This is a genomic window from Mesorhizobium sp. WSM4817, assembly GCF_055811135.1.
In genome coordinates this window covers 449,726-472,312 of sequence record NZ_JBVVQQ010000001.1, presented here as the reverse complement: position 1 = coordinate 472,312, position 22,587 = coordinate 449,726, and the positions used below count along the sequence as shown (strand labels likewise).

Below are 22,587 nucleotides of genomic sequence, written 5' to 3'. Positions count from 1 at the left end.
TGTGGGGAGGGGTTAGGGGTGGGGGTCCTCTTCGATGAAAGCCTTGTCATATCTGCCCCACCTCTATGATGATGTTGCCGTCGGTGTCCGAGCGCGCCCGGTCGCCGGGCTCGAGCACGGTGGTGGCGTCCATCTGTTCGAGGATCGCCGGCCCTTCGATGACGGCGTCGAGCGGCAGCTTTTCCCTGACGTAGACCGGCGTGTCGTGCCAGCGCCCGCCATACCAGACCGGCCGGATTTCGCGGCACGCCTCATCAAGCGTTTTGGCGCGGCCAGCCGGGTCGATCAGCCGCGACAGATCGATCGCCGGCCGCACGCCGGTGACCGAGGTGTTGAGGTTGACCAGATTGGCGCGGATTTCCGGCAGCTCGACCTTGAAGCGGGCGAAATAGGCCTTTTCGAACAGCTGCTGCAGGACCGCGCGCGTCACCGAAGACGACGGCAGCGGCACGTTGATGATGTGGGTCTGGCCGACGAACTGCATGTCGGCGGAATGGGTGACGCGGATCGTCTCTGGCTTTACTGCCTCTTTGCCGATCAGCTCCTCACCTTCGATTCGGTGCCGTTCCAATATCGCGTGAAGCTGGGTTTCATCGAGACCGGCCACCGGCTGATTGACGGTGTTGACGAAATCGTGCCTGAGATCGGCGACGACGCAGCCGAGCGCATTGGTGATGCCCGGCCGCGCCGGCACCAGGACTTTGGGCAGGCCGAGCTCGCGCGCCAGAGCGGTGGCATGCAGCGGCCCGGCGCCGCCGAAGGCGAACAGCGCGAAATCGCGCGGGTCGTGGCCGCGCGACACCGAGACCATGCGGATGGCACCGGCCATTTTTATGTTGCCGAGCCGCAGCACCGCACCAGCCGCCTCGACGCCGGACAGGCCGGTGGGGCGGCCGATCCTGTCCTCAAAAATGCCGGTGACGTGTTCTGATGTGACCGGGTTCTCGACGGCGAGCAGTTTTTTCGGCGCCAGCCGGCCAAGCACCAGATTGGCGTCGGTGATGGTCGGTTCAACGCCGCCGCGGCCGTAGCAGATCGGCCCGGGATGGGCGCCGGCGCTTTCCGGGCCGATCTGGATCAGGCCGGCCGCGTCGACGCGGGCGATCGAGCCGCCGCCGGCGCCGACGGTGTGCACCGCCACCATCGGCACATGGATCGGCATCGCATATTCGATCTCGATCTCGTTCGACACCGCCGGTTCGGCACTACGGATCAGCGCCACGTCGGTCGAGGTGCCGCCCATGTCGTAGGTGACCAGGTTTTCGAAGCCGGCGCGTTTTCCGGTATAGGCGGCGGCGATGACGCCGGAGGCCGGACCGGACATGACAGTCTTGGCCGATTCACGGGTGACAAAGCGGGCCGAGATCATGCCGCCATTGCCGTTCATGATCAGGAAGTCGCGGGCATAGCCTTTTGCCGCCAATTCCTTGCGCAGCCGCTCGACATAGCGCTCGAGGATCGGCTGCACCGAGGCGTTGACCGAAGCGGTGACGCCGCGCTCGAATTCGCGCGCTTCCGACAGCAGCGCATGGCCTGTCGTGATGTAGCTGTTCGGCCAAAGCGCGGCGGCGATCTCGGCGGCGCGCCGCTCATGCGCCGGATTGGCGTAGGAATGCAAAAAGTGGATGACGAGGGATTCGCAGCCGGCCGCGATCAATTGTGAAACCGCGTCGCGCATCTCGGCTTCGTCGAGCGGAATGCGCACCGCGCCCGAGGCTTCGACGCGCTCCGACACTTCGAGCCGCAGGTTGCGCGGAATGATCGGGACGAAGCTGCCGGTCATGCCATAGGCCTGCGGCCGTGTCCGCCGGCCAAGCTCGATGACGTCGCGAAAGCCGCGCGTGGTGATCATGCCGGTCCTGGCCAGCCGGCGCTCGAGCACTGCGTTGGTGGTGGTGGTCGTGCCGTGCACGATGAGGTCGATGCCGTCGATGGGAAAACCGGTGGCGTCGAGCGCCGAGACGACCCCAAAAGCCTGGTTGTCGATGGTGGTCGGGGTCTTGGCGATATGCACCTTGCCACCGTGACGCCCGTCGATCAGAAGCAGGTCGGTAAAGGTTCCGCCGACATCGATGCCGGCGACGACGCTGCCCGAGGAATCCAGCGTCTGCGCCGAAAAATTCTCTTCCATTGTCGAAACCCGAAATGTCAGGACTACAGATATGTCTCAGTTTGGAAAGGTGTTTCAGCCTGGCGTCTTGACGCAAATATCATTTGTATACTAATAAATTCCGGACACAAGAGCTTACCGCTTGGCAGTGTGCAAACGGCACGCCGGAACCTGATCGGTTCGGGCGCGCAGGAGAAAGTTTGGCGTCAGCGCCCCGGTTGGGCCAGAAGGTTAGGTTTGATGAACACCACATCCGCGCTCAACACCGCCGGCGCCCGGCCGCTGCAGTTCCCGATTCCGGCCAATGTCTATGCCGAAACCGTCGTCTCGGTGAAGCACTATAGCGACCGGCTGTTTTCGTTCCGCATCACCCGGCCGCAGTCGCTGCGCTTCCGCTCCGGCGAGTTCGTCATGATCGGCCTGCCCAATGCCGAGAAGCCGGTGTTCCGCGCCTATTCGATCGCCAGCCCCGCCTGGGACGACGAGCTGGAGTTTTTTTCGATCAAGGTGCCGGACGGCCCGCTGACCTCTGAGCTGCAGAAGATCGAGATCGGCGACACCGTCATCATGCGGCAAAAATCGACCGGCACGCTGGTGGTCGACGCGCTGACCCCGGCCAAGCGCCTGTTCATGATCTCGACCGGCACCGGCATCGCGCCCTTCGCCAGCCTGCTGCGCGATCCCGACACTTTTGAGAAATTCGAGCAGGTCGTGCTGACCCACACCTGCCGCGACAATGCCGAACTGACCTACGGCCAGGAGCTGGTCGCAGAGCTGGAGAACGACCCGCTGATCGGCGAGCTGACCGGCGGCCGCGTCACGCTCTACAATTCGACGACGCGCGAAACCTCCGAGCGCATGGGCCGCATCACCGCGCTGATCGGCTCGGGAAAATTCTATGCCGATCTCGGCATCGACAAGCTCAACCCGGAGACGGACCGCATCATGATCTGCGGCTCGATGCACATGCTCAGGGACGTCAAGGAACTGGCCGAAAGCCTCGGCTTCGAGGAAGGCTCGCTGCACCATCCGGCGAGTTTCGTCGTCGAGCGCGCGTTTGTCGGCTGAGACCATGGAAAATTAGCCGAACCGTCCCTCCACTTCGTCATCCTAGGGCGGAGCAAGGAGCGAAGCGACGCGGCGCAGACCCTAGGATCCATGCCGTTACGCCAGCCGAAGAATGCTACGGCCCAGAACTGAACGCTACCACCCCGTTCCGCGAAAAAGCTCGAACCACTCTGGATTGGTCTTTTCGATCAGTTCGATCTTCCACTGGCGCGGCCAGCGCTTCAGCGACTTCTCGCGCTGGATAGCGTCGCGAACGTCGAAATGTTCCTCGTACCAGACCAGCCGCTCCACGCCGTAGCGGCTGGTGAAGCGCGAGCCTTGTCCGGACTTGTGCTCCGGCATGCGGCGGCCGAGATCGTTGGTGACGCCGATGTAGATCGTGCCGCGCTTCTGGCTCGCGGTCATATAGGCATAGCCGGTCATGGCGGAAGCGTAACGAGCACCGTTGCGGACGCAAGTGCCATTCTGAGCCGCTGCATTCTTCGGCATGGGTAACGGCATGGATCCTAGGGTCTGCGCCGCGTCGCTTCGCTCCTTGCTTCGCCCTAGGATGACGAAGGCGCGGGGCTTACGGCTAATTGCAAATGTTGCAGGCCTTTTGATGCCCCGGGGGCGCGACGGATCGCTGCTGGTCTCATTCTGCCGCGCTGTTCGGCTGATGTCACAGCGGCCTTTTTCCGTTATGACCGCCTGAAGGACTCGTGAAGCGCTGCTTCACGGGCTATCTTCGGCACAAGTCGTCGAACGAAAGGGCAGGAGATGAGCAGCACCAGCCGCGAAGCCGAGCTTAGTGCCGACAGATTGGGACCTTCGAAGATCATGCCGCTGCCGGCGCGCACCGCCGCCAATGCGCCGGCGCCGCAATCGCACGGCATTGCCCGCAATCCCGGCATGAAGCTCGATCTCGGCTTCATGGAATCGATGCGCAGCGTCAACCGCTCGGCGCTGGAACGGCGTGTCGCCAGCCTGACCAAGCGGCGCTCGATCAAGGCCGACAACCAAGCCGCCTGGCTGCTGCGCGCCGTTGCCTGCATGGACCTGACGACGCTGAACTCGAACGACACCGAAGAGCGCGTGCGCCGGCTCTGCGCCAAGGCGGTCAATCCGTTCCGCCGCGACATCGTCGAAGGCCTCGGCATTACGGGCGAAAAGATCCGCCCGGCGGCGGTCTGCGTCTATCATCCCTTCGTCGCCACCGCCGTCGATGCGCTGCGCGGCAGCGGCATCCATGTCGCCGCCGTTTCCACCGCCTTCCCGCATGGCCTCACGCCACTTTCGACGCGGCTGCAGGAGATCGAAGCGTCGGTGAGCGACGGCGCCGACGAGATCGACGTGGTCATTCCGCGCGGCCTGGTCTTTGCCGCGAAATGGCAGGAACTCTATAGCGAGATCGTCTCGATGCGCGCCGCCTGCGGCGAGGCGCATCTGAAGGTCATTCTCGGCACCGGCGACCTCGCCACGCTGCGCAACGTCATGCTGGCCTCGATGGTGGCGATGATGGCGGGCGCCGATTTCATAAAGACGTCGACCGGCAAGGAAAGCGTCAACGCGACATTGCCGGTCGGCCTCGCCATGGTGCGCGCCATCCGCGCCTATTTCGAGGAGACCGGCTATCTCATCGGCTTCAAGCCGGCCGGCGGCATTTCAACGGCAAAGGCGTCGCTAGACTGGCTGGTGCTGATGAAGGAAGAACTCGGCCGGCGATGGCTGGAGCCGGACCTGTTCCGCTTCGGTGCATCGAGCCTTTTGACCGACATCGAGCGCCAGCTCGAACACCATCTGACCGGTCACTATTCGGCCAACCATCGCCACGCGATGGCGTGACTACCGGGAGCGCCTGATGAACATTCTCGAACGCTATCATGCCATGGACTACGGTCCGGCGCCGGAGGCCCGCAATGAGGCCGATGCCTGGCTTGCTGCGCGTGATTTTTCCAAAGCGCTGTTCATCGGCGGCGACTGGAAAGCAGCCGCCGGCGGCAAAACCTTCGACACCGGCGATCCGTCTTCAGGAAAATTGCTGGCCAAGGTGTCGGATGCCGGTGCTGCCGATATCGACGCGGCGGTTTCGGCCGCGACAAAGGCGCTGCCGAAATGGGCCGCAGCCACCGGCTACCAACGCGCCAAAGTGCTCTACGCCATCGGCCGCGCCATGCAGCGTCATCAGCGGCTGTTTGCGGTGCTGGAATCGATCGACAACGGCAAGCCGATCCGCGAAAGCCGCGACATCGATGTGCCGTTGGCCATCCGCCATTTCATCCATCATGCCGGCTGGGCGCAGGCGCTGGACAAGGATTTCCCTGATCAGAAGGGCGTCGGCGTCGTCGGCCAGATCATCCCGTGGAATTTCCCGCTGTTGATGCTGGCCTGGAAGATCGCGCCGGCACTGGCCGCCGGCTGCACGGTGGTGCTGAAGCCGGCCGAGTTCACGCCGCTTACCGCCATCCTGTTCGCCGAGATTTGTGAGCGCGCCGGCGTGCCGAAGGGCGTCGTCAACATCGTCCAGGGCGGGCCGGAGGCGGGTGCGGCAATCGTCAACCATCCCGGCGTCCAAAAAATCGCCTTCACCGGCTCGTCCGAGGTCGGCAAGATCATCCGCAAGGCCACTGCCGGGTCGGGCAAAAAAATATCGCTGGAGCTTGGCGGCAAGTCGGCCTTCGTCGTCTTCGAGGATGCCGACCTCGACAGCGCCGTCGAGGGACTGGTCGACGGCATCTGGTTCAACCAGGGCCAGGTCTGCTGTGCCGGCTCGCGGCTTCTGGTGCAGGAGGGCATCGCCGAGGCCTTCATCGCCAAGGTCAAGGCGCGGATGAGCCGGCTGCGCGTCGGCAGCCCGCTCGACAAGAACACCGATATCGGGCCGCTGGTCGACCTGACCCAGCTCGATCGCGTCAAGGGCCTGGTCGCCGAAGGCGCCAAACAGGGCGCCGTCTGCTGGCAGCCCGACGTGGCGCTGCCGTCCTCCGGCTATTACCATTTGCCGACGCTGGCGACGGGCGTTTCGCCGGCCAACGTTCTGGCGCAGGAAGAGGTGTTCGGCCCGGTGCTGGCGACTATGACCTTCCGTAACACCGAGGAAGCGGTCGAGCTCGCCAACAACACGCGCTACGGCCTGGCCGCCTCGGTGTGGAGCGAGAACGTCAACCTTGCGCTGCACGTCGCGCCGCAATTGAAGGCCGGCGTCGTCTGGGTCAACGGCACCAACATGTTCGACGCCGCCTGCGGCTTTGGCGGCTATCGCGAAAGCGGTTTCGGCCGCGAAGGCGGGCGCGAGGGCATGCTCGAATATCTCTTTGCAAAACTGCCGCTCGGCCCGGCCATCAAGCCGGCAGCGGCTTCGACACAACCTGTCGAGCGGGCGGAAGGCGACGCCATCGACCGCACGGCAAAGCTGTTCATCGGCGGCAAGCAGGTGCGGCCGGACGGCAATTATTCGCTTGCCGTCGCCACTGCCAAGGGCAAGCTTGCCGGCGAGGTCGGTCTCGGCAGTCGCAAGGATATTCGCGATGCCGTCGCGGCTGCACGCGCCTGCAAGGCCTGGCCGGAGGCGACCGCCTACAACCGCAGCCAGGTGCTGTATTATCTGGCCGAAAACCTGTCCGGCCGTGTCGACGAATTTGGCGCGCGCCTCACCGAGCTTACCGGCGCCACCGCCAAGGCCGCGCGCGGAGAGGTCGAGCAATCGATCGAGCGGCTGTTCCTCTATGCCGGCCTGGCCGACAAGTTCGAAGGCCGCGTCCACCAGCCGCCGGCCCGCGCCGTCACTTTGGCGCTGCACGAGCCGGTCGGCGTCGTCGGCATCGTGGCGCCAGACAATGCGCCGCTGCTTGGCCTGATCTCGCTGCTGGCGCCGGCGCTGGCCATGGGCAACACCGTGGTCGCGGTGCCGTCGGAAAAATCTCCGCTGCTTGCCACCGATCTCTACCAAATCATCGAATATTCCGACGTTCCGGCAGGCGCCATCAACATCGTCACCGGCCGCAGCGCCGAGCTCGCCGGCGTGCTGGCCAGGCATGACGATGTCGACGGGCTCTGGCTGTTCGCCGATGCCGAGACCTGCGCCAGGGCCGAAGCCGACTCTGTCGGCAATCTCAAGCGCGTCTGGACCGGCAACGGCCGCAGCCTCGACTGGGCGTCGAACGAGGCCGCCGGCGATCCGTTGCTGCGCCGTGCCGTCGAGGTCAAGAACGTCTGGGTGCCCTACGGCGACTGAGCGTGCGTCGATTGTCGACGTCGGCGCCGCCCCTCATTGCCCTGCCGGGCATTTCTCCCCGTATAGTGACGGGGAGAAAGAAGCTGGCTTGACGGCAGAATTGATGTTCTTTACCGAGAAAAAACATTTGCCGCCCTAGGCACCCGGGCGGCCACAAGGAGAAAAAAAGCATGGCGGATCTGGGAGGCAAGATCGTGGTCGTCACAGCGGCAGCGCAAGGCATCGGCCGGGCGAGCGCGCTGGCTTTCGCCAGGGCGGGCGCTGTCGTCCACGCCACCGACATCAACGAGGTGCTGCTCGCCGACCTCGGCAAGATTGCTGGCATCAAGACCCGCAAGCTCGACGTGCTAAACGACGAGGCTGTGGCGTCGGCCTTCGCCGAGATCGGCGCTGTCGACGTGCTGTTCAACTGCGCCGGCTTCGTCCACTCCGGCTCGATCCTCGAGATGAAGGACGCCGACCTCGACTTTGCCTATGATCTCAACGTTCGCTCGATGATCCGCACCATCCGCGCCGTGCTGCCCGGCATGCTGGAGCGCGGCGACGGTTCGATCATCAACATGGCGTCGCTGGCCGGCTCGACCAAGGGCGTGCCCAACCGCTTCGTCTATGGGCTGACCAAGGCGGCCGTCATCGGCCTGACCAAATCGGTCGCCGCCGACTATGTCGGCAAGGGCATACGCTGCAACGCCATTTGCCCGGGCACCGTCGAAAGCCCGTCGCTGGAGGACCGCATGCATGCGCAGGGCGACTACGAGGCTGCCCGCGCCGCCTTCATCGCCCGCCAGCCGATGGGCCGCCTCGGCACAGCAGAGGAAATCGCCGATCTCGCCGTCTATCTGGCTGGAGCCAGCTATACGTCGGGGCAGGCTTATAATATCGACGGTGGCTGGTCGATCTAAGAGGCCATTTGAAAACTCTGAGTTTGCAAACGGCCTCTGCGCCGCAATCAGGAGAAAAAGAATGAAACTGCTGCGCTATGGCGAAGCGGGGAGCGAACGCCCCGGCCTGCTCGATGCGGATGGAACGATCCGCGATCTCTCCGCCCATGTCACCGACATTGCCGGCAAGGCGCTCGACCCGGCATCGCTCGAAACATTGTCGAAGCTCGATCCGAAATCGCTGCCGGCGGTCTCCGGCAATCCCCGCATCGGCGCCTGCGTCGCCGGCACCGGCAAATTCATCTGCATCGGCCTGAACTATTCCGACCATGCCGCCGAGACCGGCGCCACCGTGCCGCCGGAGCCGATCATCTTCATGAAGGCAAGCTCGGCCATCGTCGGGCCTGACGACGACGTGCTGATCCCGCGCGGCTCGGTCAAGACCGACTGGGAAGTCGAGCTTGGCGTGGTCATCGGCAAAACCGCGAAATACGTCACCGAGGCCGAGGCGCTGAATTATGTCGCCGGCTACTGCGTCGCGCATGACGTGTCCGAGCGCGCCTTCCAGGCCGAGCGCCAGGGCCAGTGGACCAAGGGCAAGTCCTGCGACACCTTTGGGCCGATCGGCCCGTGGCTGGTGACCAAGGACGAGATCCAGGACCCGCAGAACATCCCGATGTGGCTGAAGGTCAACGGCAAGACGATGCAGAACGGCTCGACCAAGACCATGGTCTATGGCGTCGCCTATCTGGTCTCCTATCTCAGCCAGTTCATGTCGCTGCATCCTGGCGACATCATCTCGACCGGCACGCCGCCAGGCGTCGGGCTGGGCATGAAGCCGCCGGTGTTCCTAAAGCCCGGCGACGTCGTCGAGCTCGGCATCGAAGGGCTGGGCATGCAGAAGCAGACGTTCAAGGCGGACGAGTAGGGGCGCTCTGCCTTCTCCCCTTGTGGGAGAAGGTAGCCGCGAAGCGGTCGGATGAGGGGTGCTCCAGCTTGGCACCGACAGCACTCCGTCCAACACCCCTCATCCGTCTTGGCGCTGCGCGCCGATCCACCTTCTCCCACAGGGGGAGAAGGAGAAAGGGGCGCGCTACTTCAGCACCTTGCCATCCGCTCCAAACCGATAAGTCTTCGCCGGATCCGGCGTCGCGTAGAGCGTGGCGCCCGGCTCGGCGTTGTAGACGCCAAAAATGCGCACGGTGATCAGCCCGGCCTTTTCGCAGTCGAGATAGAGGTTGGTGTCGGCGCCGAGATGCTCGGCATGGACGACCGTGCCTTTCCAGGCGCCGGATTTCGCATCGACGGTCAAATGCTCGGGACGGACGCCGATGGTCTTGGCCGTCTCGCCAAGCCTGGCGCCGTCGACGAAATTCATCTTCGGCGAGCCGATGAAGCCGGCGACAAACTCATTCGCCGGCGCATTGTAGAGTTCCATCGGTCCGCCGATCTGCTCGATCTTGCCCGCATTGAGCACGACGATCTTGTCGGCAAGCGTCATCGCCTCGACCTGGTCATGGGTGACGTAGATCATCGTCGCCTTCAGCCGGCGATGCAGTTGCGCGATCTCCAGCCTGGTGTTGACGCGCAGTGCGGCATCGAGGTTGGACAAAGGCTCGTCGAACAGGAAAAGCTTGGGCTCACGCACCACCGCGCGGCCGATGGCGACGCGCTGGCGCTGGCCGCCGGACAGCTCGGCCGGGCGCCTGGCGAGATACGGCTCCAGCGACAGCATCGAGGAGGCGATGCCGATGCGGCGGTCGATCTCGGCCGCCGGCGTGCCTGCCTGCTTGAGGCCGAGGCCCATATTGTTCTTCACCGTCAGATGCGGGTAGAGCGCATAGGTCTGGAACACCATGGCGATGCCGCGCTTGGCCGGCGGGGTTGCGGAGACGTCCGCGCCATCGATGACAACACGGCCCGAGGTCGAATCCTCCAGCCCGGCGATGACCCTGAGCAAGGTCGATTTACCACAGCCGGAGGGGCCGACGAAGACGACGAATTCGCCATCGGTCACTTCGAGATTAATGCCCTTCAGCACCTCGACCGGCCCAAACGCTTTTTTCACATTCTCGATGTTCAGCGAGCCCACGGCGTTCCTCCGGATTGGAATGTGGGCGCCAAGGCACCCCCCTCTGGCCTGCCCTCTTTGCCAAAACTTGGCATCTCCCCCGCGAATGTGGGCGCCAGGGCACCCCCCTTTGTCCTGCCGGACATCTCCCCCTCAAGGGGGGAGATTGGCAGCTTCAGCCTGGCGATTTCTCTTGCAACGTTGAAAAGTGGCGAAACCGGCGGCGACATCCAATCTCCCCCCTGGAGGGGGAGATGGCCGGCAGGCCAGAGGGGGGCGCCGTAGAGCGCTACCCCTGACGAAAATTCCCCTCTCACAATTGCACCGCCTTTCCGCTGCGCACGCTCTCGTCGGCGGCAAGGCACACCGCGAGCGACTTCACCGCGTCGTCCATGTGGCGGGAGAGATCAATATCCTCGCGAATCGCCTTGAGCAGAAAAGCCTGTTCGAGATCGCAGAGATCCTGATGGCCGGGCTCGCCTTCCATCGACAGCATCTCATCCGGCTTGGCGAATTTTCCGTCCGCGCCGGTCGCCGCGCTGTGCAGGCGGATGGTCGAGGTCCTGGTGTGGGTGTCGATGTCGTCGGATCTGACGCCCTCCTTCATGACGATCGACACGCAGCCATTGGGCGAGATCACGTCCTTCACAAAAAAGGCGGTTTCCGAGATCATCGGCCCCCAGCCGGCCTCGTACCAGCCGACCGAACCATCGTCGAACAGCACCTGCAGGTGCCCGTAATTGTACATCGTGGGCGCAATCTCGTCGCTCAGCCTCAGCCCCATGCCGCGCACCTCGACCGGCCTGGCGTCGGTGATCTGCAGCATCACGTCGAGATAGTGCACGCCGCAATCGACGATCGGCGACGTCGTCTGCATCAACTGCTTGTGCGTCTGCCAGCTATGGCCGGAGGATTGCTGGTTGAGGTTCATGCGGAACACGTAAGGACCGCCGAGCTTGCGCGCCTCGGCGATCAGCCTGATCCAGGACGGGTGATGGCGCAGGATGTAGCCGATCACCAGTTTTCTGCCATTGGCCTTGGCTGCGGCAACGACACGTTTGGCATCCGCCACCGTCGTCGCCAGCGGCTTTTCGACGAAGACATGGCAGCCGGCATCGAACGCCTTGACCGCATAGTCGGCATGGCTGTCGGAATAGGTGGCGATGCAGGCGATATCGGGCCTTTCGTCGCGCAGCGCCTCGTCGAAGGAGCGCCTGATGCCATAGCCGGAAAGCCCGGCCGGCAGCGGCACGTCCGAACGGTTGACAAGAGCGGCAATCTGGAACCCCGGTTTGGTGTGATAGGCCAGCGCATGGCTGCGGCCCATGTTGCCGAGGCCGGCGACGACGACGCGAAGAGGTTTTTCTGAGCTCACTTGACCGCTCCCGAGGTGATGCCGCGGATCAGCTGCCGCGAGAAGATGACGTAGAGGATCAGCACCGGCATGATCGCCAGCGACAGCGCGGCCAGGATCGCATTCCAGTTGGTGACGAACTGGCCGAGGAACAGTTGGGCGCCGAGCGTCACCGTCTTGGTTTCCTCCGACGGCGCCAGGATCAGCGGAAACCACAGATCGTTCCAGATCGGGATCATAGTGAAGACGGCGACAGTCGCCATCGACGGCCGCACCAACGGCAGCACCAGCCGGAAGAAGATGGTGTATTCGGACAGGCCGTCGATGCGTCCGGCATTCTTCAGATCGTCGGAGACCTGCTTCATGAATTCCGACAGGATGAAGACGGCGAGCGGCAGGCCTTGCGCCGTATAAACCAGGATCAGCGCCGTCAGCGTGTTGACCAGCCCGCTCGCCACCATCAATTGCAGGATCGCGACGGTGCCGAGGCGGATCGGAATCATGATGCCGAGGGCGAGGTAAAGCCCCATCAGCGAATTGCCGCGAAAACGGTATTCCGACAGCGCAAAGCCGGCCATCGCGCCGAACAGCAGCACGAAGAACAGCGAGGCGACGGTGACGACAAGGCTGTTCTGGAAATAATGGATGAAATCGCCCTGGCCAATGACGGTGGTGTAGCCGATCAGGTCGAAGGTTTTCGGCGTTGGCGGCGCCAGCGGCGCGCCGAAGATGCCGGCGCGGGATTTAAACGAATTCATGATGACGATGATCACCGGAAACAGCGCGATCACCGTATAGGTCAACAGCACCGCATGGGCGCCGATGGTGCGGGGCAGGGAGTGGGTCGCCGTGCTCATTGGAAAGTCTCCTGACGAGCTGCATTTCCAAAGGATGGCGCCAGGGCGCCCCCCTCTGTCCTGCCGGACATCTCAAGGGGGGAGATTGGACTGCAGCATTGCTTTCGCCACTCTTCAACGTTGCAAGAGAAGTCGCCGGGCTGAAGCTGCCAATCTCCCCCCTTGAGGGGGAGATGCCAAGTGGTGGCAAAGAGGGCAGGCCAGAGGGGGGTATTCAAGCTCGACATATCGGCCCCCTAGAACTGATAGCGACGCAGGCGCGTCTGGACGAGGAACAGGTAGACGCAGACGCCGCCAAGGATGATCAGGAACATCATCGTGGCGATCGCCGCGCCCATGTTGGGATCGCCGACCTGCAGCTGGAAACCGAAGAAGGCGCGGTAGAGGAAGGTGCCGAGGATATCGGTCGAGTAATTCGGTCCGGCCAGCGCGCCTTGCGCGGTGTAGATCAGGTCGAAGGCGTTGAAATTGCCGACGAAGGTCAGGATCGAGATGATGCCGATCGACGGCAGGATCAGCGGCAGCTTGATCTTCCAGAACTGCGACATGCCGGTGATGCCGTCGCATTCGGCGGCTTCGATCACCTCCTCTGGGATCGACAGCAATGCCGCATAGATCAGCATCATCGGGATGCCGACGAACTGCCACACCGAGATCAGGCTGAGCGTGGTCAGCGCATATTGTTCTTTGCCGAGCCACGGCGTGAACAGGCCTTTGAGGCCGACGAGATCCATCAGGTTTGGCGCCACGCCCCACAGCGGCGACAGGATCAGCTTCCAGGCGAAGCCGACGATGACGAAGGACAGGATCGTCGGCACGAAGATCGCCGTGCGGTAGAAGGCGGAGAATCTCAGCCGCGGGCTGGACAGCAGTGCGGCCAAAAGCACGCCGATCGGATTCTGCACGATCATGTGGATTATGAAGAACCAGACGTTGTTGCGCAGCGCGTTCCAGAAATTGACCGACCAGTTGGGATCGCCGAACAGCCTGCGGAAGTTTTCGAACCCGACGAAGACCTGGGCCTGGTCGATGTTGCGGAACAGCGAGAGCTGCAGCGTGCCGGCCAGCGGCAGGATCATGATCGCCGTATAGACCAGCACCGCCGGCGCCAGGAAGACGACGATATGCCAGCGGAACGGTCGTTTCGGTGCTGCGGCCATGCGTTCGGTCCCCGCCGATCAGGTTCTTGCAATTGCCGCCAAGGGTGCGGCGCCTCCCTCCCCCTCGAGGGGAGGGTGCCTCGCGAAGCGAGGCGGGTGGGGTCGGCTAAGGCCGCGCCATCGTGACTTCGACCGCGCCTCCCGGCAACGATCAAGTCGCAGCCTGCCTTTACCGACCCCCTCTGTCGCCTCCGGCGACATCTCCCCCTCGAGGGGGGATAGCGCTCGCTCTTACTTCGCCGGCTTATACCAGCTGTCGAGGCCGTCCTGCAGCTTCTTGGCGGCAGCTTCCGGCGTGACGGTGCCGTTGATGACGTTGGCCGATTCAACCCATGTCTCGTTTTCGAGATTCGGCGTGCCGCGCGACAGGATCTGGTAGGTCGAGCGGATGGTCGACTTGCACTTGTCGCGCCAAGAAACGAATTCCTGGGCCAGCGGGTCTTCCATCTTCACCGGGGTGTTGTTCAGGCTGAAGAAGCCCGGCAGCGCGTTGGCGTAGATGGTGGCGAAATCCGGCGAGGCGACCCAGGTCAGGAAGGTCTTGGCCGCATCCGCATTCTTCGACGCCGCATTGAGGCCCATGCCGATGTCGGTGTGGTCGGAGATGTAGCAGGCGTCGCCGGCCTTCTGCACCGGCGGCGGGAACGCGCCCATCTTGAACTGCGCCTGGGTGTTGAACAGGCCGATTTCCCACGAGCCGGCCGGGTAGATGGCGGCGCGGCCGAGGGTGAACAGGTTCTGGCTGTCCGGATAGGTCTGCGCCTCGAAGCCGTCGCCGAGATAGGGCTTCCACTTGGCGAGTTCGGCAAACGGCGTAACCCACTGCGGATCGGTCAGCTTCTGCTCGCCCTTGATCAGCGCCAGACGGCCTTCTTCGCCCTTCCAGTAGTTCGGGCCGATGTTCTGGTAGCCCATGGTCGCGGCTTCCCAGAGATCTTTGGTGCCCATCGCCATCGGGATGTAGGTGCCGTCGGCCTTGATCTTGTCGAGCGCGGCGTAGAACTCCTCATTGGTCGTCGGCACCTTGATGCCGAGCTGGTCGAAGGCGTCCTTGTTGTAGATGAAGCCGTGGATGACGGAAGCCATCGGCACGCAGAAGCTCGACTTGCCGTCGTCGGTCTGCCAGGCGGCCTTGGCGACGTCGGAAAAATTCTCCATGCCAGGCAGCGTCGAGATATCAGCGAGATTGCCCTTCTTGAACAGTTCCAGCGACTTGTCGAACGGGCGGCAGGTGATCAGGTCGCCGGCCGAGCCGGCGGCGAGCTTGGCGCCGAGTGCTGCGTCATATTCGGTCGGCGCCGACGGCGCGAACACCACCTTGATGCCCGGGTTCTTGGCCTCAAAAGCCGGGATCAGCTTGTCCTTCCAGATGGCAAGGTCGTCGCCGCGCCAGCTTTCGATGTTGAGCGTTACGTCCTGGGCACAGGCCATTCCGGCCGAGCCGAGAATGCTGGTGCCGAGAAGCAGTGCCGTCAGTAGTTTGGTTGTCATGCTCAGTCTCCCTGTTGACCTTTTTCAGGTTCGGTTTTGAGAACAGGGGCTTTCCGCCCCATGCTCCCCTCGATCGCTGAAAGCGCCGGACGCAGCTTCTGGCCGGTGCCTTCGAGTATCTTCTGCGCCGCGTCGGCGCTGGCGGCGCCGGCGGCGAGCAGAATGGCGGTCTTGACGTTGCCGCCGCTGTTCTCGAGCAGGCGCGCCGCATCGTCCCTGTCGCGTCCGCTGATCGCGGCGACGATGCGGGCGGCGCGGTCGCGCAGCTTGATGTTGTCGGCCATGAGATTGACCATGTAGCCGTCATGGACATGGCCAAGGTGGATGGCGGCCAGCGTCGACAGCATGTTGAGCGCGATCTTCTGGGCGGTGCCGGCACCCATGCGCGTCGAGCCGGCGATCAGCTCCGGCGGCGTTTCGAGCAGGATGGCGATGTCGGCCAGCCGAAGCAGCGGCGCATCCTTGTTGTTGGCGATGGCGATGGTCGCCGCACCGCGGCGCCCGGCGTCCTCGATCGCCCTGACCGCATAGGGCGTCGAGCCGCTGGCCGAGACCGCGATCAGGCAGTCGCCCTCGCCGATGCCGGCAGCGGCAACCGCCGCCGACGCTTCTTCGGTGTCGTCCTCCGGCCCGCCGGCCAGTGTCTTGAAGGCATCGTCGCCACCGGCGATCAGGATGGCGATGCGGTCGCGCTGAATGCCGAAGGTGCCCGGCAGCTCCAGCGCATCGGCCAGCGCCATCAGGCCCGAGCTGCCGGCTGCCGCGTAAGCGAGCTTGCCGCCGCTGTTCAGCCGGCTGGCGATGATCTCGGCGGCTTTGGCGATGGCCGGAACGGCGCCGCGCACCGCCTTGGCGGCCTCGATCTGCACGTTGGCCAACGAGGAAAGGATGGCGTCCGGAGCCTGGATGTCCAGCCCCTCGGCATTCTGGTGAAGCGCTTCGGTGCGCGTTTCGGCCATTTGCTTTCCCTCCAATCCCCAAAACAATACCAAAAAAATACCACTTGTCCATACGCATTAGCGATTTCCCTGCCTCGGAACTGGCCTTTCGTCAAAATACATAGGTTTTTCAATAAAATACACCTTAATCTTTTTGAAACGAAAATTAATCCTTGGCTATTGGTATTTTATTGGTATTATCCGCCCGGAGGAGAAATCGTGTGAAATTTGTGCTTGGCATCGATGGCGGCGGCACCAGCTGCAGGGCGGCTCTTGCAACGGCGGACGGCACTGTCGTCGGCCGCGCCAAGAGCGGTGCCGCCAACATCCGCACCGATCTCACCGGCGCCAGGGCCAACATTGTCGAGGCGGCAAGGCAGGCCTTTGTCGCCGCCGGGCAGGATCCCGAACTGATCCCGCAGACGCCGGCCGTCCTCGGCCTCGCCGGCGCCAATGTCGGCACCTACAGGCAGCAGCTCGAAGCGATCCTGCCGTTCAGCCAAAACCGTGTCGAGACCGACGCCGAGATCGCCCTGGAAGGCGCGGTCGGCTCCGGTGACGGCGCCATGGCCATCCTCGGCACCGGCACCGCCTATATGGCGCGCAAAAACGGCAAGTCACGCGCCATCGGCGGCTGGGGATTCCAGGTCGGCGACCAGGGCAGCGGCGCCCGCATCGGCCGCGACCTGCTCGAGCAGACGCTGCTCGCCCATGACGGCATCCGCCAGGGATCGCCGCTGACGCAGGCCATGCTCGCCGTCTTCCGCGACAATCCCGAGGATTTGGTCGAGTTCACCACCAACGCAAAACCCGGCGATTTCGGCGGCTTTGCGCCAAAGGTCTTCGAGCATGCCGAAAAGGGCGACGCCGTCGCCAACTGGATCCTCGACAAGGCAATCGCCGACGTCGAGGCAGCACTTGGCGTGCTCGATCTCGGCGACGACGATCCGCTCTGCCTGCTTGGCGGGCTGGCGCCGCTCTATGCACCACGCCTGTCGGCGCGCTACCGGGCGCTGCTGAAGCCGCCGCTCGACGACGCGCTGGGCGGCGCCGTGCAGATGGCGGTGCGCGTTTTCTCGAGTGCGACGGAGGCGGCGCGATGAGCGAGGCCGCCGACCAGATCTTCGCCACGCTGAAACAGTCGGCGCAAAGCGGCGCGCCGCTCTATCTGCAGCTCAGGAAGAGCATCGAGGACGCGGTCAATCGCGGCCTGATCGGGCCGGGCGACGCGCTGCCGTCCGAGCGCGACATCGCCAGCAAGGCCGACATTTCGCGGGTCACCGTGCGCAAGGCGGTGCAGGATCTGGTCAAGGACGGCATCCTTGTCCAGCGTCACGGCTCCGGCACCTTTGTCGCGCCGCGGATGGAGCGCGTCGAGCAGTCGCTGTCGCGGCTGACGTCCTTCACCGAGGATATGGCGCGGCGCGGCATGGCGGTGCGTTCGGCCTGGCTCGACCGCGGCCTCTATGCGCCCTCGCCGGACGAGATGATGGTGCTCGGCCTGTCATCGAACGAACTGGTGGCGCGGGTGGCGCGCCTGCGCATCGCCAACGAAACGCCGCTGGCGATCGAGCGCGCGGCACTGTCTGCCAGCGTGCTGCCCGACCCGGCGGCGATCGGTTCGTCGCTCTACGCGGCACTTGAAACGACCGGCCATCGGCCGGTGCGGGCGGTGCAGCGCATCTCCGCCGCCAATCTCGGCGACGACGACGCGCGCCTGCTCGAAGTGCCGCCTGGCATTGCCGGCCTGCACATCGAGCGTATTTCCTATCTGGCGAGCGGCAAGGTGATCGAATTCACCCGCTCGATCTACAGGGGCGACGCCTATGATTTCGTCGCCGAGCTCCGGCTGAGCGGGCCGGGCGAAGAGGGCCGGCCATGAGCGCGACAATTACCCATATGCGGCGCGAGATCGAGGAGATCCCGGAGGCGACCGCGCGCCTGCTCGACGGCTCGGCAGCGGTGCTGACCGAGGCCGGGCGCGGCATTCGCGAGCGCGATCCAAACTTCGTCGTCACCGTAGCGCGCGGCTCCTCCGATCATGCCGCCACGTTCATGAAGTATGCGGTGGAACTGACCGCCGGCCTTGCCGTCGCGTCGGTCGGCCCGTCGATCGCTTCGATCTATGGCGCCAGGCTCAAGCTGGCCGGCTCGGCCTGCCTGGCGATCTCGCAGTCGGGCAAGAGCCCGGACATCGTCGCCATGGCGCAAGCCGCGAGAGCCGGCGGTTCGCTGACCGTCGCCATCACCAACACCGCCGATTCGCCGCTGGCGCGGGCCTGCGACTACGCCATCGACATCCTGGCCGGCCCGGAGCGCAGCGTCGCGGCGACGAAGACCTTCGTCAATTCAGCCGTCGCCGGCCTCGCCTTGATGGCGCATAGCACCGGGGACGACAAGTTGCTGGCGGCGCTCGCCCGTTTGCCAGAACATTTCCGCAAGGCGATCGCCTGCGACTGGATGGCGCTGGCCAGCGCCCTTGAGACGCAGAAGTCCCTGTTCATCCTCGGTCGTGGTCCGTCCGCGGCGATCGCCAATGAGGCGGCGCTGAAATTCAAGGAAACCTGCGCCATGCACGCCGAGGCCTATAGCGCTGCCGAAGTCATGCATGGCCCGCTGGCGCTGGTCGGGCCTGATTTTCCGGTGCTGGCGCTCGCCGCCCGCGATGCTTCCGAGCCGTCGGTCGCAGAGGCCGCCGACAGCCTGGCGGGCAAGGGCGCGGCCGTCTTCGTGACTTCGGACAAGGCGACAAGCGCTCAGCACCTGCCGCATGTCGCCACCGGCCATCCGCTGACCGACCCGCTGGCGCTGATCGTGTCCTTCTATGGCTTCGTCGAGGCCTTTGCCCGCCATCGCGGTCTCGATCCGGACACGCCACCCAATCTTCGCAAGGTGACGGAAACCATATGAGCGACCGTTTTGCCCTGACTGGCGCCCGGATTTTTGACGGCGACGACTGGCACGACGACGCTGCCCTTGTCGTGCGAGACGGTCTCGTCGAGGCCATCGTCGCCGCCGGAGCCGTTCCGTCCGGCGTCGAGCGTATCGAAACCGGCGGCGGCATGCTTGCACCGGGCTTCGTCGACCTGCAGGTCAATGGCGGCGGCGGCGTCATGCTCAACGACCACCCCGATGTCGCCTCGATCGAGACCATCTGCCGGGCACATGCGCCGTTCGGCACGACGGCGCTGCTGCCGACGCTGATCACCGACACGCCCGCCATCACCGCAGCGGCGGTTGCCGCCGGGGTCGAGGCCGCGCAGCAGAAGGTGCCGGGCTTTTTGGGCCTGCATCTCGAAGGCCCGCATCTGTCGATCGCCCGCAAGGGCGCGCATGACCCGGCGCTGATCCGGCCGATGCTGGATGCCGACCAAGCGGTGCTGGTTGCGGCGCGGAAAACCCTGCCGGTGCTGCTGACGACTGTAGCGCCGGAATCCGTCGACCCGGAACGCGTTTCGGCGCTGGTCGAGGCCGGCCTCGTCGTCAGCCTCGGCCATTCCGACACCTTCTATGCCAAGGCGCGCGCGTTCGCCGATGCCGGCGCAACAATGGTCACCCATCTGTTCAACGCCATGAGCCAGATCGGCAACCGCGAGCCGGGGTTGGCGGGTGCTGCCATCGATACAGGCACATTGTTTGCCGGGATCATCGCCGACGGCATCCATGTCGATCCCGCCGCCATGGCCATCGCTTTGCGCGCCAAGCAGGGCCCGGCAAAAATTTTCCTGGTCACCGACGCGATGGCGACGATCGGCACCGACATGACCTCGTTCACACTGAACGGCCGCGCCGTCTACCGCAGGGACGGCAGCCTGCGGCTTGCCGACGGGACGCTGGCGGGCGCCGACCTCGACATGATCTCCGCTGTCCGCTTCGTCCACCGTGTCGTCGGACTGGACCTGTCGGAGGCGCTGCGCATGGCTTCGCTCTATCCGGCGCAGGCGATCGGCCAATCACACCGGCTCGGGCGCTTCGCCAACGGCACCGCCGCCGATATCGTTGCGCTGTCGGACGAATTGGACGTCAAGGGCGTCTGGATAGAAGGCAAGAGGGTTTTCGAGGTCGGTGTCGCAAAGGGTGCCCAAGATATCAGCCGTTTGGCCCGCAGCCTGAAGCGGCTGGTTGCTCAACTGTCCCTCTTGTCCACAATCACCTGGGCTGGCGCCGGAAGCCGCGGTGCAGACGGTCTCGTCGGTTTTGGCAGCAGGCGGCGCACGGCGGGCGCGGCCGCCACATCGTTCCTGGCGGCGAACAGCTCGTGGTTCTTCTCGATGTCGTCGAGCTTGTAGCGATAATTGACCATCAGGCCATGCGCCTGACGCAAGGCGCGGGGCGACAGATCGCCGAAAAGGTCGATGCGCTCCAGCCGCGCGCCATTGCCTAGATGGAAGCGGGCGACCGGGTCGATCACCTTGCCGGAGGCGGTGCGAGCTTCGAGGAAATACTGTGCCGCAAGCGGAAGCAGGGCTTGGCCTGCGCGGTCGCGCACGGCAGCATCTGCATGCCAGCCCTCGTCGGCGACGAGATCCAGCGCCTCAGTGGCGGAGGGGATGTTTTCGGCCTGCTCGGCCAGCCAGCGGGCAAAGCCCGGCACTGGCGACAAGGTGACGAAATCGGTCAGGCCGGGAAGGTCGCGGCGCAGGTCCTCGACCACCTGCTTGATCAGAAAATTGCCGAAGGAGATGCCGCGCAGGCCCTCCTGGCAGTTGGAGATGGAATAGAACACCGCCGTCGTAGCCTGCCGCGGCGGCACCAGCGGCCGCTCGTCGGCGAGCAGCTCGGCGATCGTCGTCGGCATCGCCCGGGTGAGCGCGACTTCGACGAAGATCAGCGGCTCGTCGCCGAGCTGCGGATGAAAGAACGCATAGCAGAGCCGGTCGGCGGGCTCGATCCGGCGGCGCAGATCGTCCCAGGTGTGGATGGCATGCACCGCCTCGTAGCGGATGATTTTCTCCAGGATGTTGGCCGGCGTCGACCAGTCGATCCGCCGCAGCACCAGGAAGCCGCGGTTGAACCATGACGACAGCAGGTGCGTGAAGTCGGCATCGACGATGGCGAGATCGGGCAATGTGGGCAGCCGGGCAAGCAGATCCTCGCGCATGCGCACCAGCGTCTCGATGCCGCCGGGCGCCAGGTTCAGGCGGCGCAAAAGCTCCTGCCTGGCCGGCTCGGCGGCGTCGTGCAGGGCAAGTGCCGAACGATCGTCCGGCGCGGCGCGATAGGCATCCACCGCGGCGGCAAGCCTGGTGTGATCGGTGCCGAAACGATCGCGCAGTACATGCAGGAAAGCCAGCCTGCCATCGGCGCCGAGAGTTCGCCAGCGATCGAGTATTTCTCTTGCATAGGCGACGCCCGATGCCTCCCCCTGGCTGGAAAGCAGACGGACGCACAAACGTGCCAGGCTGTCGGCCGAAACCGGCTCGTCACCGCGCACGAGGTTCAGCATCATCCGGCCGCGGTCGGCGATGGTGTTCAGCAGGTCAGCGAAGAAGGGGCTGCGATTCATCGATCCGACCGTCGAAGGGGAGCCTGCGGGAGGGTCCGGAGAGGCATCAGGGTGAGACAGAGAATATGGATGGTAGTTTTGGATATGCCAATAAAATCGCCAAAAATGGACAAGGCCATTTTGGCTGGGGATCGCATGTCACGAGCGCAGGCGCACCGGCGTCGGCCAACGAATTCCTGACCGGCTGGGGAGAACAGCGCGTGCCGATGACGTCGCGCCGGCAGCGTCAGCCGGCCACCTGGTCGGCCGCTGTCCTGATCGCCTCGATGTTCGCACGATAGGCTTCGACGCTGCCGCCCTTGAAGATAGCCGCACCGGCGACCAGCACGCTGGCGCCGGCGGCGGTGACCAGTGGCGCGGTTTCGGGTGAGACGCCGCCGTCGATCTCGATCCGGATCGGCCGATTGCCGATCAGCGCCTTCACCCGCTTCACCTTGTCGACGACCTCCGGGATGAAGGACTGGCCGCCAAAACCCGGATTGACGGTCATGATCAGGATCAGATCGAGCCGATCGAGCAAGTATTCGATCGCCGTTTCCGGCGTCGCCGGGTTTAGCGACACGCCGGCCTTCTTGCCCAAATTCCTGATCGTCTGCAGCGAACGGTCGAGATGCGGCCCGGCCTCGGGATGCACCGTCATGCCGTCGCAGCCGGCTTCGGCGAACGCCTGCAGGTAGGGATCGGCCGGCGCGATCATCAGATGGCAGTCGAAAAAGGTTTTGGTGCGGTTGCGGATCGCCTTGATCACCGGCGGGCCGAAGGTGATGTTGGGCACGAAATGCCCGTCCATGACGTCGAGATGGATCCAGTCGGCGCCGGCCGCCACCACCGCCTCGACCTCGTCGCCGAGCTTCGAAAAATCCGACGCCAGCACCGATGGCGCGATCAGGGTCTTTTGAGCCATGTTCGCTTCCCGTTCTCGAGCCCGCCTTCGCCGT

The 22,587-nt window shown here is 64.5% G+C and carries 18 protein-coding genes and 1 pseudogene; 9 read left to right on the top strand and 10 right to left on the bottom strand.

Going from position 1 to position 22,587, the window contains the following annotated elements; all coding sequences use genetic code 11:
* Positions 1-46: 46 nt before the first annotated feature.
* Positions 47-2,131: a hydantoinase/oxoprolinase family protein gene (locus AC0L2K_RS02250; RefSeq protein WP_473530477.1), complete on the bottom strand. Its 2,085-nt coding sequence runs from the start codon at positions 2,129-2,131 to the stop codon at positions 47-49.
* Between the two features lie 219 nt (positions 2,132-2,350).
* Here AC0L2K_RS02250 and AC0L2K_RS02245 point away from each other — a divergent pair, with 219 nt between their 5' ends.
* On the top strand, positions 2,351-3,178 hold the full coding sequence (locus AC0L2K_RS02245; RefSeq protein WP_473530476.1) for a ferredoxin--NADP reductase: 828 nt from the start codon (positions 2,351-2,353) through the stop codon (positions 3,176-3,178).
* 135 nt (positions 3,179-3,313) lie between these two features.
* Here AC0L2K_RS02245 and AC0L2K_RS02240 read toward each other — a convergent pair whose 3' ends face one another.
* A complete protein-coding gene (locus tag AC0L2K_RS02240) occupies positions 3,314-3,601 on the bottom strand; it encodes a GIY-YIG nuclease family protein (RefSeq protein ID WP_473530555.1) in 288 nt (95 codons plus the stop codon).
* A gap of 336 nt (positions 3,602-3,937) precedes the next feature.
* Between AC0L2K_RS02240 and deoC the strand changes: the two genes are divergently transcribed.
* The 4 genes from deoC (at position 3,938) to AC0L2K_RS02220 (ending at position 9,200) form a co-directional block, all read left to right on the top strand.
* A complete protein-coding gene (gene deoC, locus AC0L2K_RS02235; RefSeq protein ID WP_473530475.1) occupies positions 3,938-5,002 on the top strand; it encodes a deoxyribose-phosphate aldolase in 1,065 nt (354 codons plus the stop codon).
* 16 nt (positions 5,003-5,018) lie between these two features.
* Positions 5,019-7,391 carry an aldehyde dehydrogenase family protein gene (locus AC0L2K_RS02230; RefSeq protein WP_473530474.1) on the top strand — a complete coding sequence of 791 codons (2,373 nt, stop codon included), beginning with the start codon at positions 5,019-5,021 and terminating at the stop codon, positions 7,389-7,391.
* Between the two features lie 170 nt (positions 7,392-7,561).
* The gene (locus AC0L2K_RS02225) at positions 7,562-8,293 is read left to right on the top strand and encodes an SDR family oxidoreductase (protein ID WP_473530473.1); all 732 of its coding nucleotides are present in this window, start codon (positions 7,562-7,564) and stop codon (positions 8,291-8,293) included.
* A gap of 61 nt (positions 8,294-8,354) precedes the next feature.
* Positions 8,355-9,200, top strand: a complete 846-nt coding sequence (locus AC0L2K_RS02220; protein WP_023801471.1) for a fumarylacetoacetate hydrolase family protein — start codon at positions 8,355-8,357, stop codon at positions 9,198-9,200.
* A gap of 165 nt (positions 9,201-9,365) precedes the next feature.
* On the opposite strand, the gene AC0L2K_RS02215 is transcribed toward AC0L2K_RS02220, so the two are convergent.
* The 6 genes from AC0L2K_RS02215 to AC0L2K_RS02190 form a co-directional block, all read right to left on the bottom strand.
* On the bottom strand, positions 9,366-10,364 hold the full coding sequence (locus tag AC0L2K_RS02215) for an ABC transporter ATP-binding protein (protein ID WP_128185661.1): 999 nt from the start codon (positions 10,362-10,364) through the stop codon (positions 9,366-9,368).
* A gap of 292 nt (positions 10,365-10,656) precedes the next feature.
* Positions 10,657-11,718 (bottom strand): Gfo/Idh/MocA family protein, encoded by a 1,062-nt coding sequence (locus tag AC0L2K_RS02210; protein ID WP_473530472.1) that lies wholly within the window; start codon positions 11,716-11,718, stop codon positions 10,657-10,659.
* Entirely contained in the window at positions 11,715-12,554 is an 840-nt protein-coding gene (locus tag AC0L2K_RS02205) for a carbohydrate ABC transporter permease (RefSeq protein ID WP_473530471.1), read from the bottom strand. Before AC0L2K_RS02205 ends, AC0L2K_RS02210 begins: the two co-directional genes overlap by 4 nt.
* A 236-nt stretch (positions 12,555-12,790) precedes the next feature.
* The gene (locus AC0L2K_RS02200) at positions 12,791-13,714 is read right to left on the bottom strand and encodes a carbohydrate ABC transporter permease (RefSeq protein WP_473530470.1); all 924 of its coding nucleotides are present in this window, start codon (positions 13,712-13,714) and stop codon (positions 12,791-12,793) included.
* Between the two features lie 231 nt (positions 13,715-13,945).
* Positions 13,946-15,205 (bottom strand): ABC transporter substrate-binding protein, encoded by a 1,260-nt coding sequence (locus AC0L2K_RS02195; RefSeq protein ID WP_287282984.1) that lies wholly within the window; start codon positions 15,203-15,205, stop codon positions 13,946-13,948.
* Between the two features lie 2 nt (positions 15,206-15,207).
* Entirely contained in the window at positions 15,208-16,164 is a 957-nt protein-coding gene (locus tag AC0L2K_RS02190) for an N-acetylmuramic acid 6-phosphate etherase (protein WP_473530469.1), read from the bottom strand.
* A 200-nt stretch (positions 16,165-16,364) separates the two neighbouring features.
* Here AC0L2K_RS02190 and AC0L2K_RS02185 point away from each other — a divergent pair, with 200 nt between their 5' ends.
* The 4 genes and pseudogenes from AC0L2K_RS02185 to nagA all read left to right on the top strand — a co-directional run.
* Positions 16,365-17,246: a glucosamine kinase nucleotide-binding domain-containing protein gene (locus tag AC0L2K_RS02185; RefSeq protein ID WP_473530468.1), complete on the top strand. Its 882-nt coding sequence runs from the start codon at positions 16,365-16,367 to the stop codon at positions 17,244-17,246.
* The gene (locus AC0L2K_RS02180; protein ID WP_128174772.1) at positions 17,243-18,025 is read left to right on the top strand and encodes a GntR family transcriptional regulator; all 783 of its coding nucleotides are present in this window, start codon (positions 17,243-17,245) and stop codon (positions 18,023-18,025) included. The genes AC0L2K_RS02185 and AC0L2K_RS02180 overlap by 4 nt, the downstream gene beginning before the upstream one ends.
* Positions 18,022-19,053 carry an SIS domain-containing protein gene (locus AC0L2K_RS02175; protein WP_287290142.1) on the top strand — a complete coding sequence of 344 codons (1,032 nt, stop codon included), beginning with the start codon at positions 18,022-18,024 and terminating at the stop codon, positions 19,051-19,053. The genes AC0L2K_RS02180 and AC0L2K_RS02175 overlap by 4 nt, the downstream gene beginning before the upstream one ends.
* A pseudogene (gene nagA, locus AC0L2K_RS02170) lies at positions 19,050-20,210 on the top strand (N-acetylglucosamine-6-phosphate deacetylase); the annotation flags it as partial. The gene AC0L2K_RS02175 and the pseudogene nagA, both read left to right, overlap by 4 nt.
* Positions 20,211-20,269: 59 nt before the next feature.
* Here the strand turns inward: nagA and AC0L2K_RS02165 are convergent.
* Positions 20,270-21,649, bottom strand: a complete 1,380-nt coding sequence (locus AC0L2K_RS02165; RefSeq protein ID WP_473530467.1) for a malonyl-CoA decarboxylase — start codon at positions 21,647-21,649, stop codon at positions 20,270-20,272.
* 226 nt (positions 21,650-21,875) lie between these two features.
* Complete coding sequence (rpe, locus tag AC0L2K_RS02160) at positions 21,876-22,553, bottom strand: ribulose-phosphate 3-epimerase (protein ID WP_473530466.1); 678 nt, start codon at positions 22,551-22,553, stop codon at positions 21,876-21,878.
* Positions 22,554-22,587: the final 34 nt, after the last annotated feature.

Excerpts from the sequence above, each read along its gene's own strand:
- AC0L2K_RS02250 (WP_473530477.1), bottom strand. The coding sequence starts at position 2,131 with ATGGAAGAGAATTTTTCGGCGCAGACGCTGGATTCCTCGGGCAGCGTC.
- AC0L2K_RS02245 (WP_473530476.1), top strand. The coding sequence starts at position 2,351 with ATGAACACCACATCCGCGCTCAACACCGCCGGCGCCCGGCCGCTGCAG.
- AC0L2K_RS02240 (WP_473530555.1), bottom strand. The coding sequence starts at position 3,601 with ATGACCGGCTATGCCTATATGACCGCGAGCCAGAAGCGCGGCACGATC.
- deoC (WP_473530475.1), top strand. The coding sequence starts at position 3,938 with ATGAGCAGCACCAGCCGCGAAGCCGAGCTTAGTGCCGACAGATTGGGA.
- AC0L2K_RS02230 (WP_473530474.1), top strand. The coding sequence starts at position 5,019 with ATGAACATTCTCGAACGCTATCATGCCATGGACTACGGTCCGGCGCCG.
- AC0L2K_RS02225 (WP_473530473.1), top strand. The coding sequence starts at position 7,562 with ATGGCGGATCTGGGAGGCAAGATCGTGGTCGTCACAGCGGCAGCGCAA.
- AC0L2K_RS02220 (WP_023801471.1), top strand. The coding sequence starts at position 8,355 with ATGAAACTGCTGCGCTATGGCGAAGCGGGGAGCGAACGCCCCGGCCTG.
- AC0L2K_RS02205 (WP_473530471.1), bottom strand. The coding sequence starts at position 12,554 with ATGAGCACGGCGACCCACTCCCTGCCCCGCACCATCGGCGCCCATGCG.
- AC0L2K_RS02200 (WP_473530470.1), bottom strand. The coding sequence starts at position 13,714 with ATGGCCGCAGCACCGAAACGACCGTTCCGCTGGCATATCGTCGTCTTC.
- AC0L2K_RS02195 (WP_287282984.1), bottom strand. The coding sequence starts at position 15,205 with ATGACAACCAAACTACTGACGGCACTGCTTCTCGGCACCAGCATTCTC.
- AC0L2K_RS02190 (WP_473530469.1), bottom strand. The coding sequence starts at position 16,164 with ATGGCCGAAACGCGCACCGAAGCGCTTCACCAGAATGCCGAGGGGCTG.
- AC0L2K_RS02180 (WP_128174772.1), top strand. The coding sequence starts at position 17,243 with ATGAGCGAGGCCGCCGACCAGATCTTCGCCACGCTGAAACAGTCGGCG.
- AC0L2K_RS02175 (WP_287290142.1), top strand. The coding sequence starts at position 18,022 with ATGAGCGCGACAATTACCCATATGCGGCGCGAGATCGAGGAGATCCCG.
- AC0L2K_RS02165 (WP_473530467.1), bottom strand. The coding sequence starts at position 21,649 with ATGAATCGCAGCCCCTTCTTCGCTGACCTGCTGAACACCATCGCCGAC.
- rpe (WP_473530466.1), bottom strand. The coding sequence starts at position 22,553 with ATGGCTCAAAAGACCCTGATCGCGCCATCGGTGCTGGCGTCGGATTTT.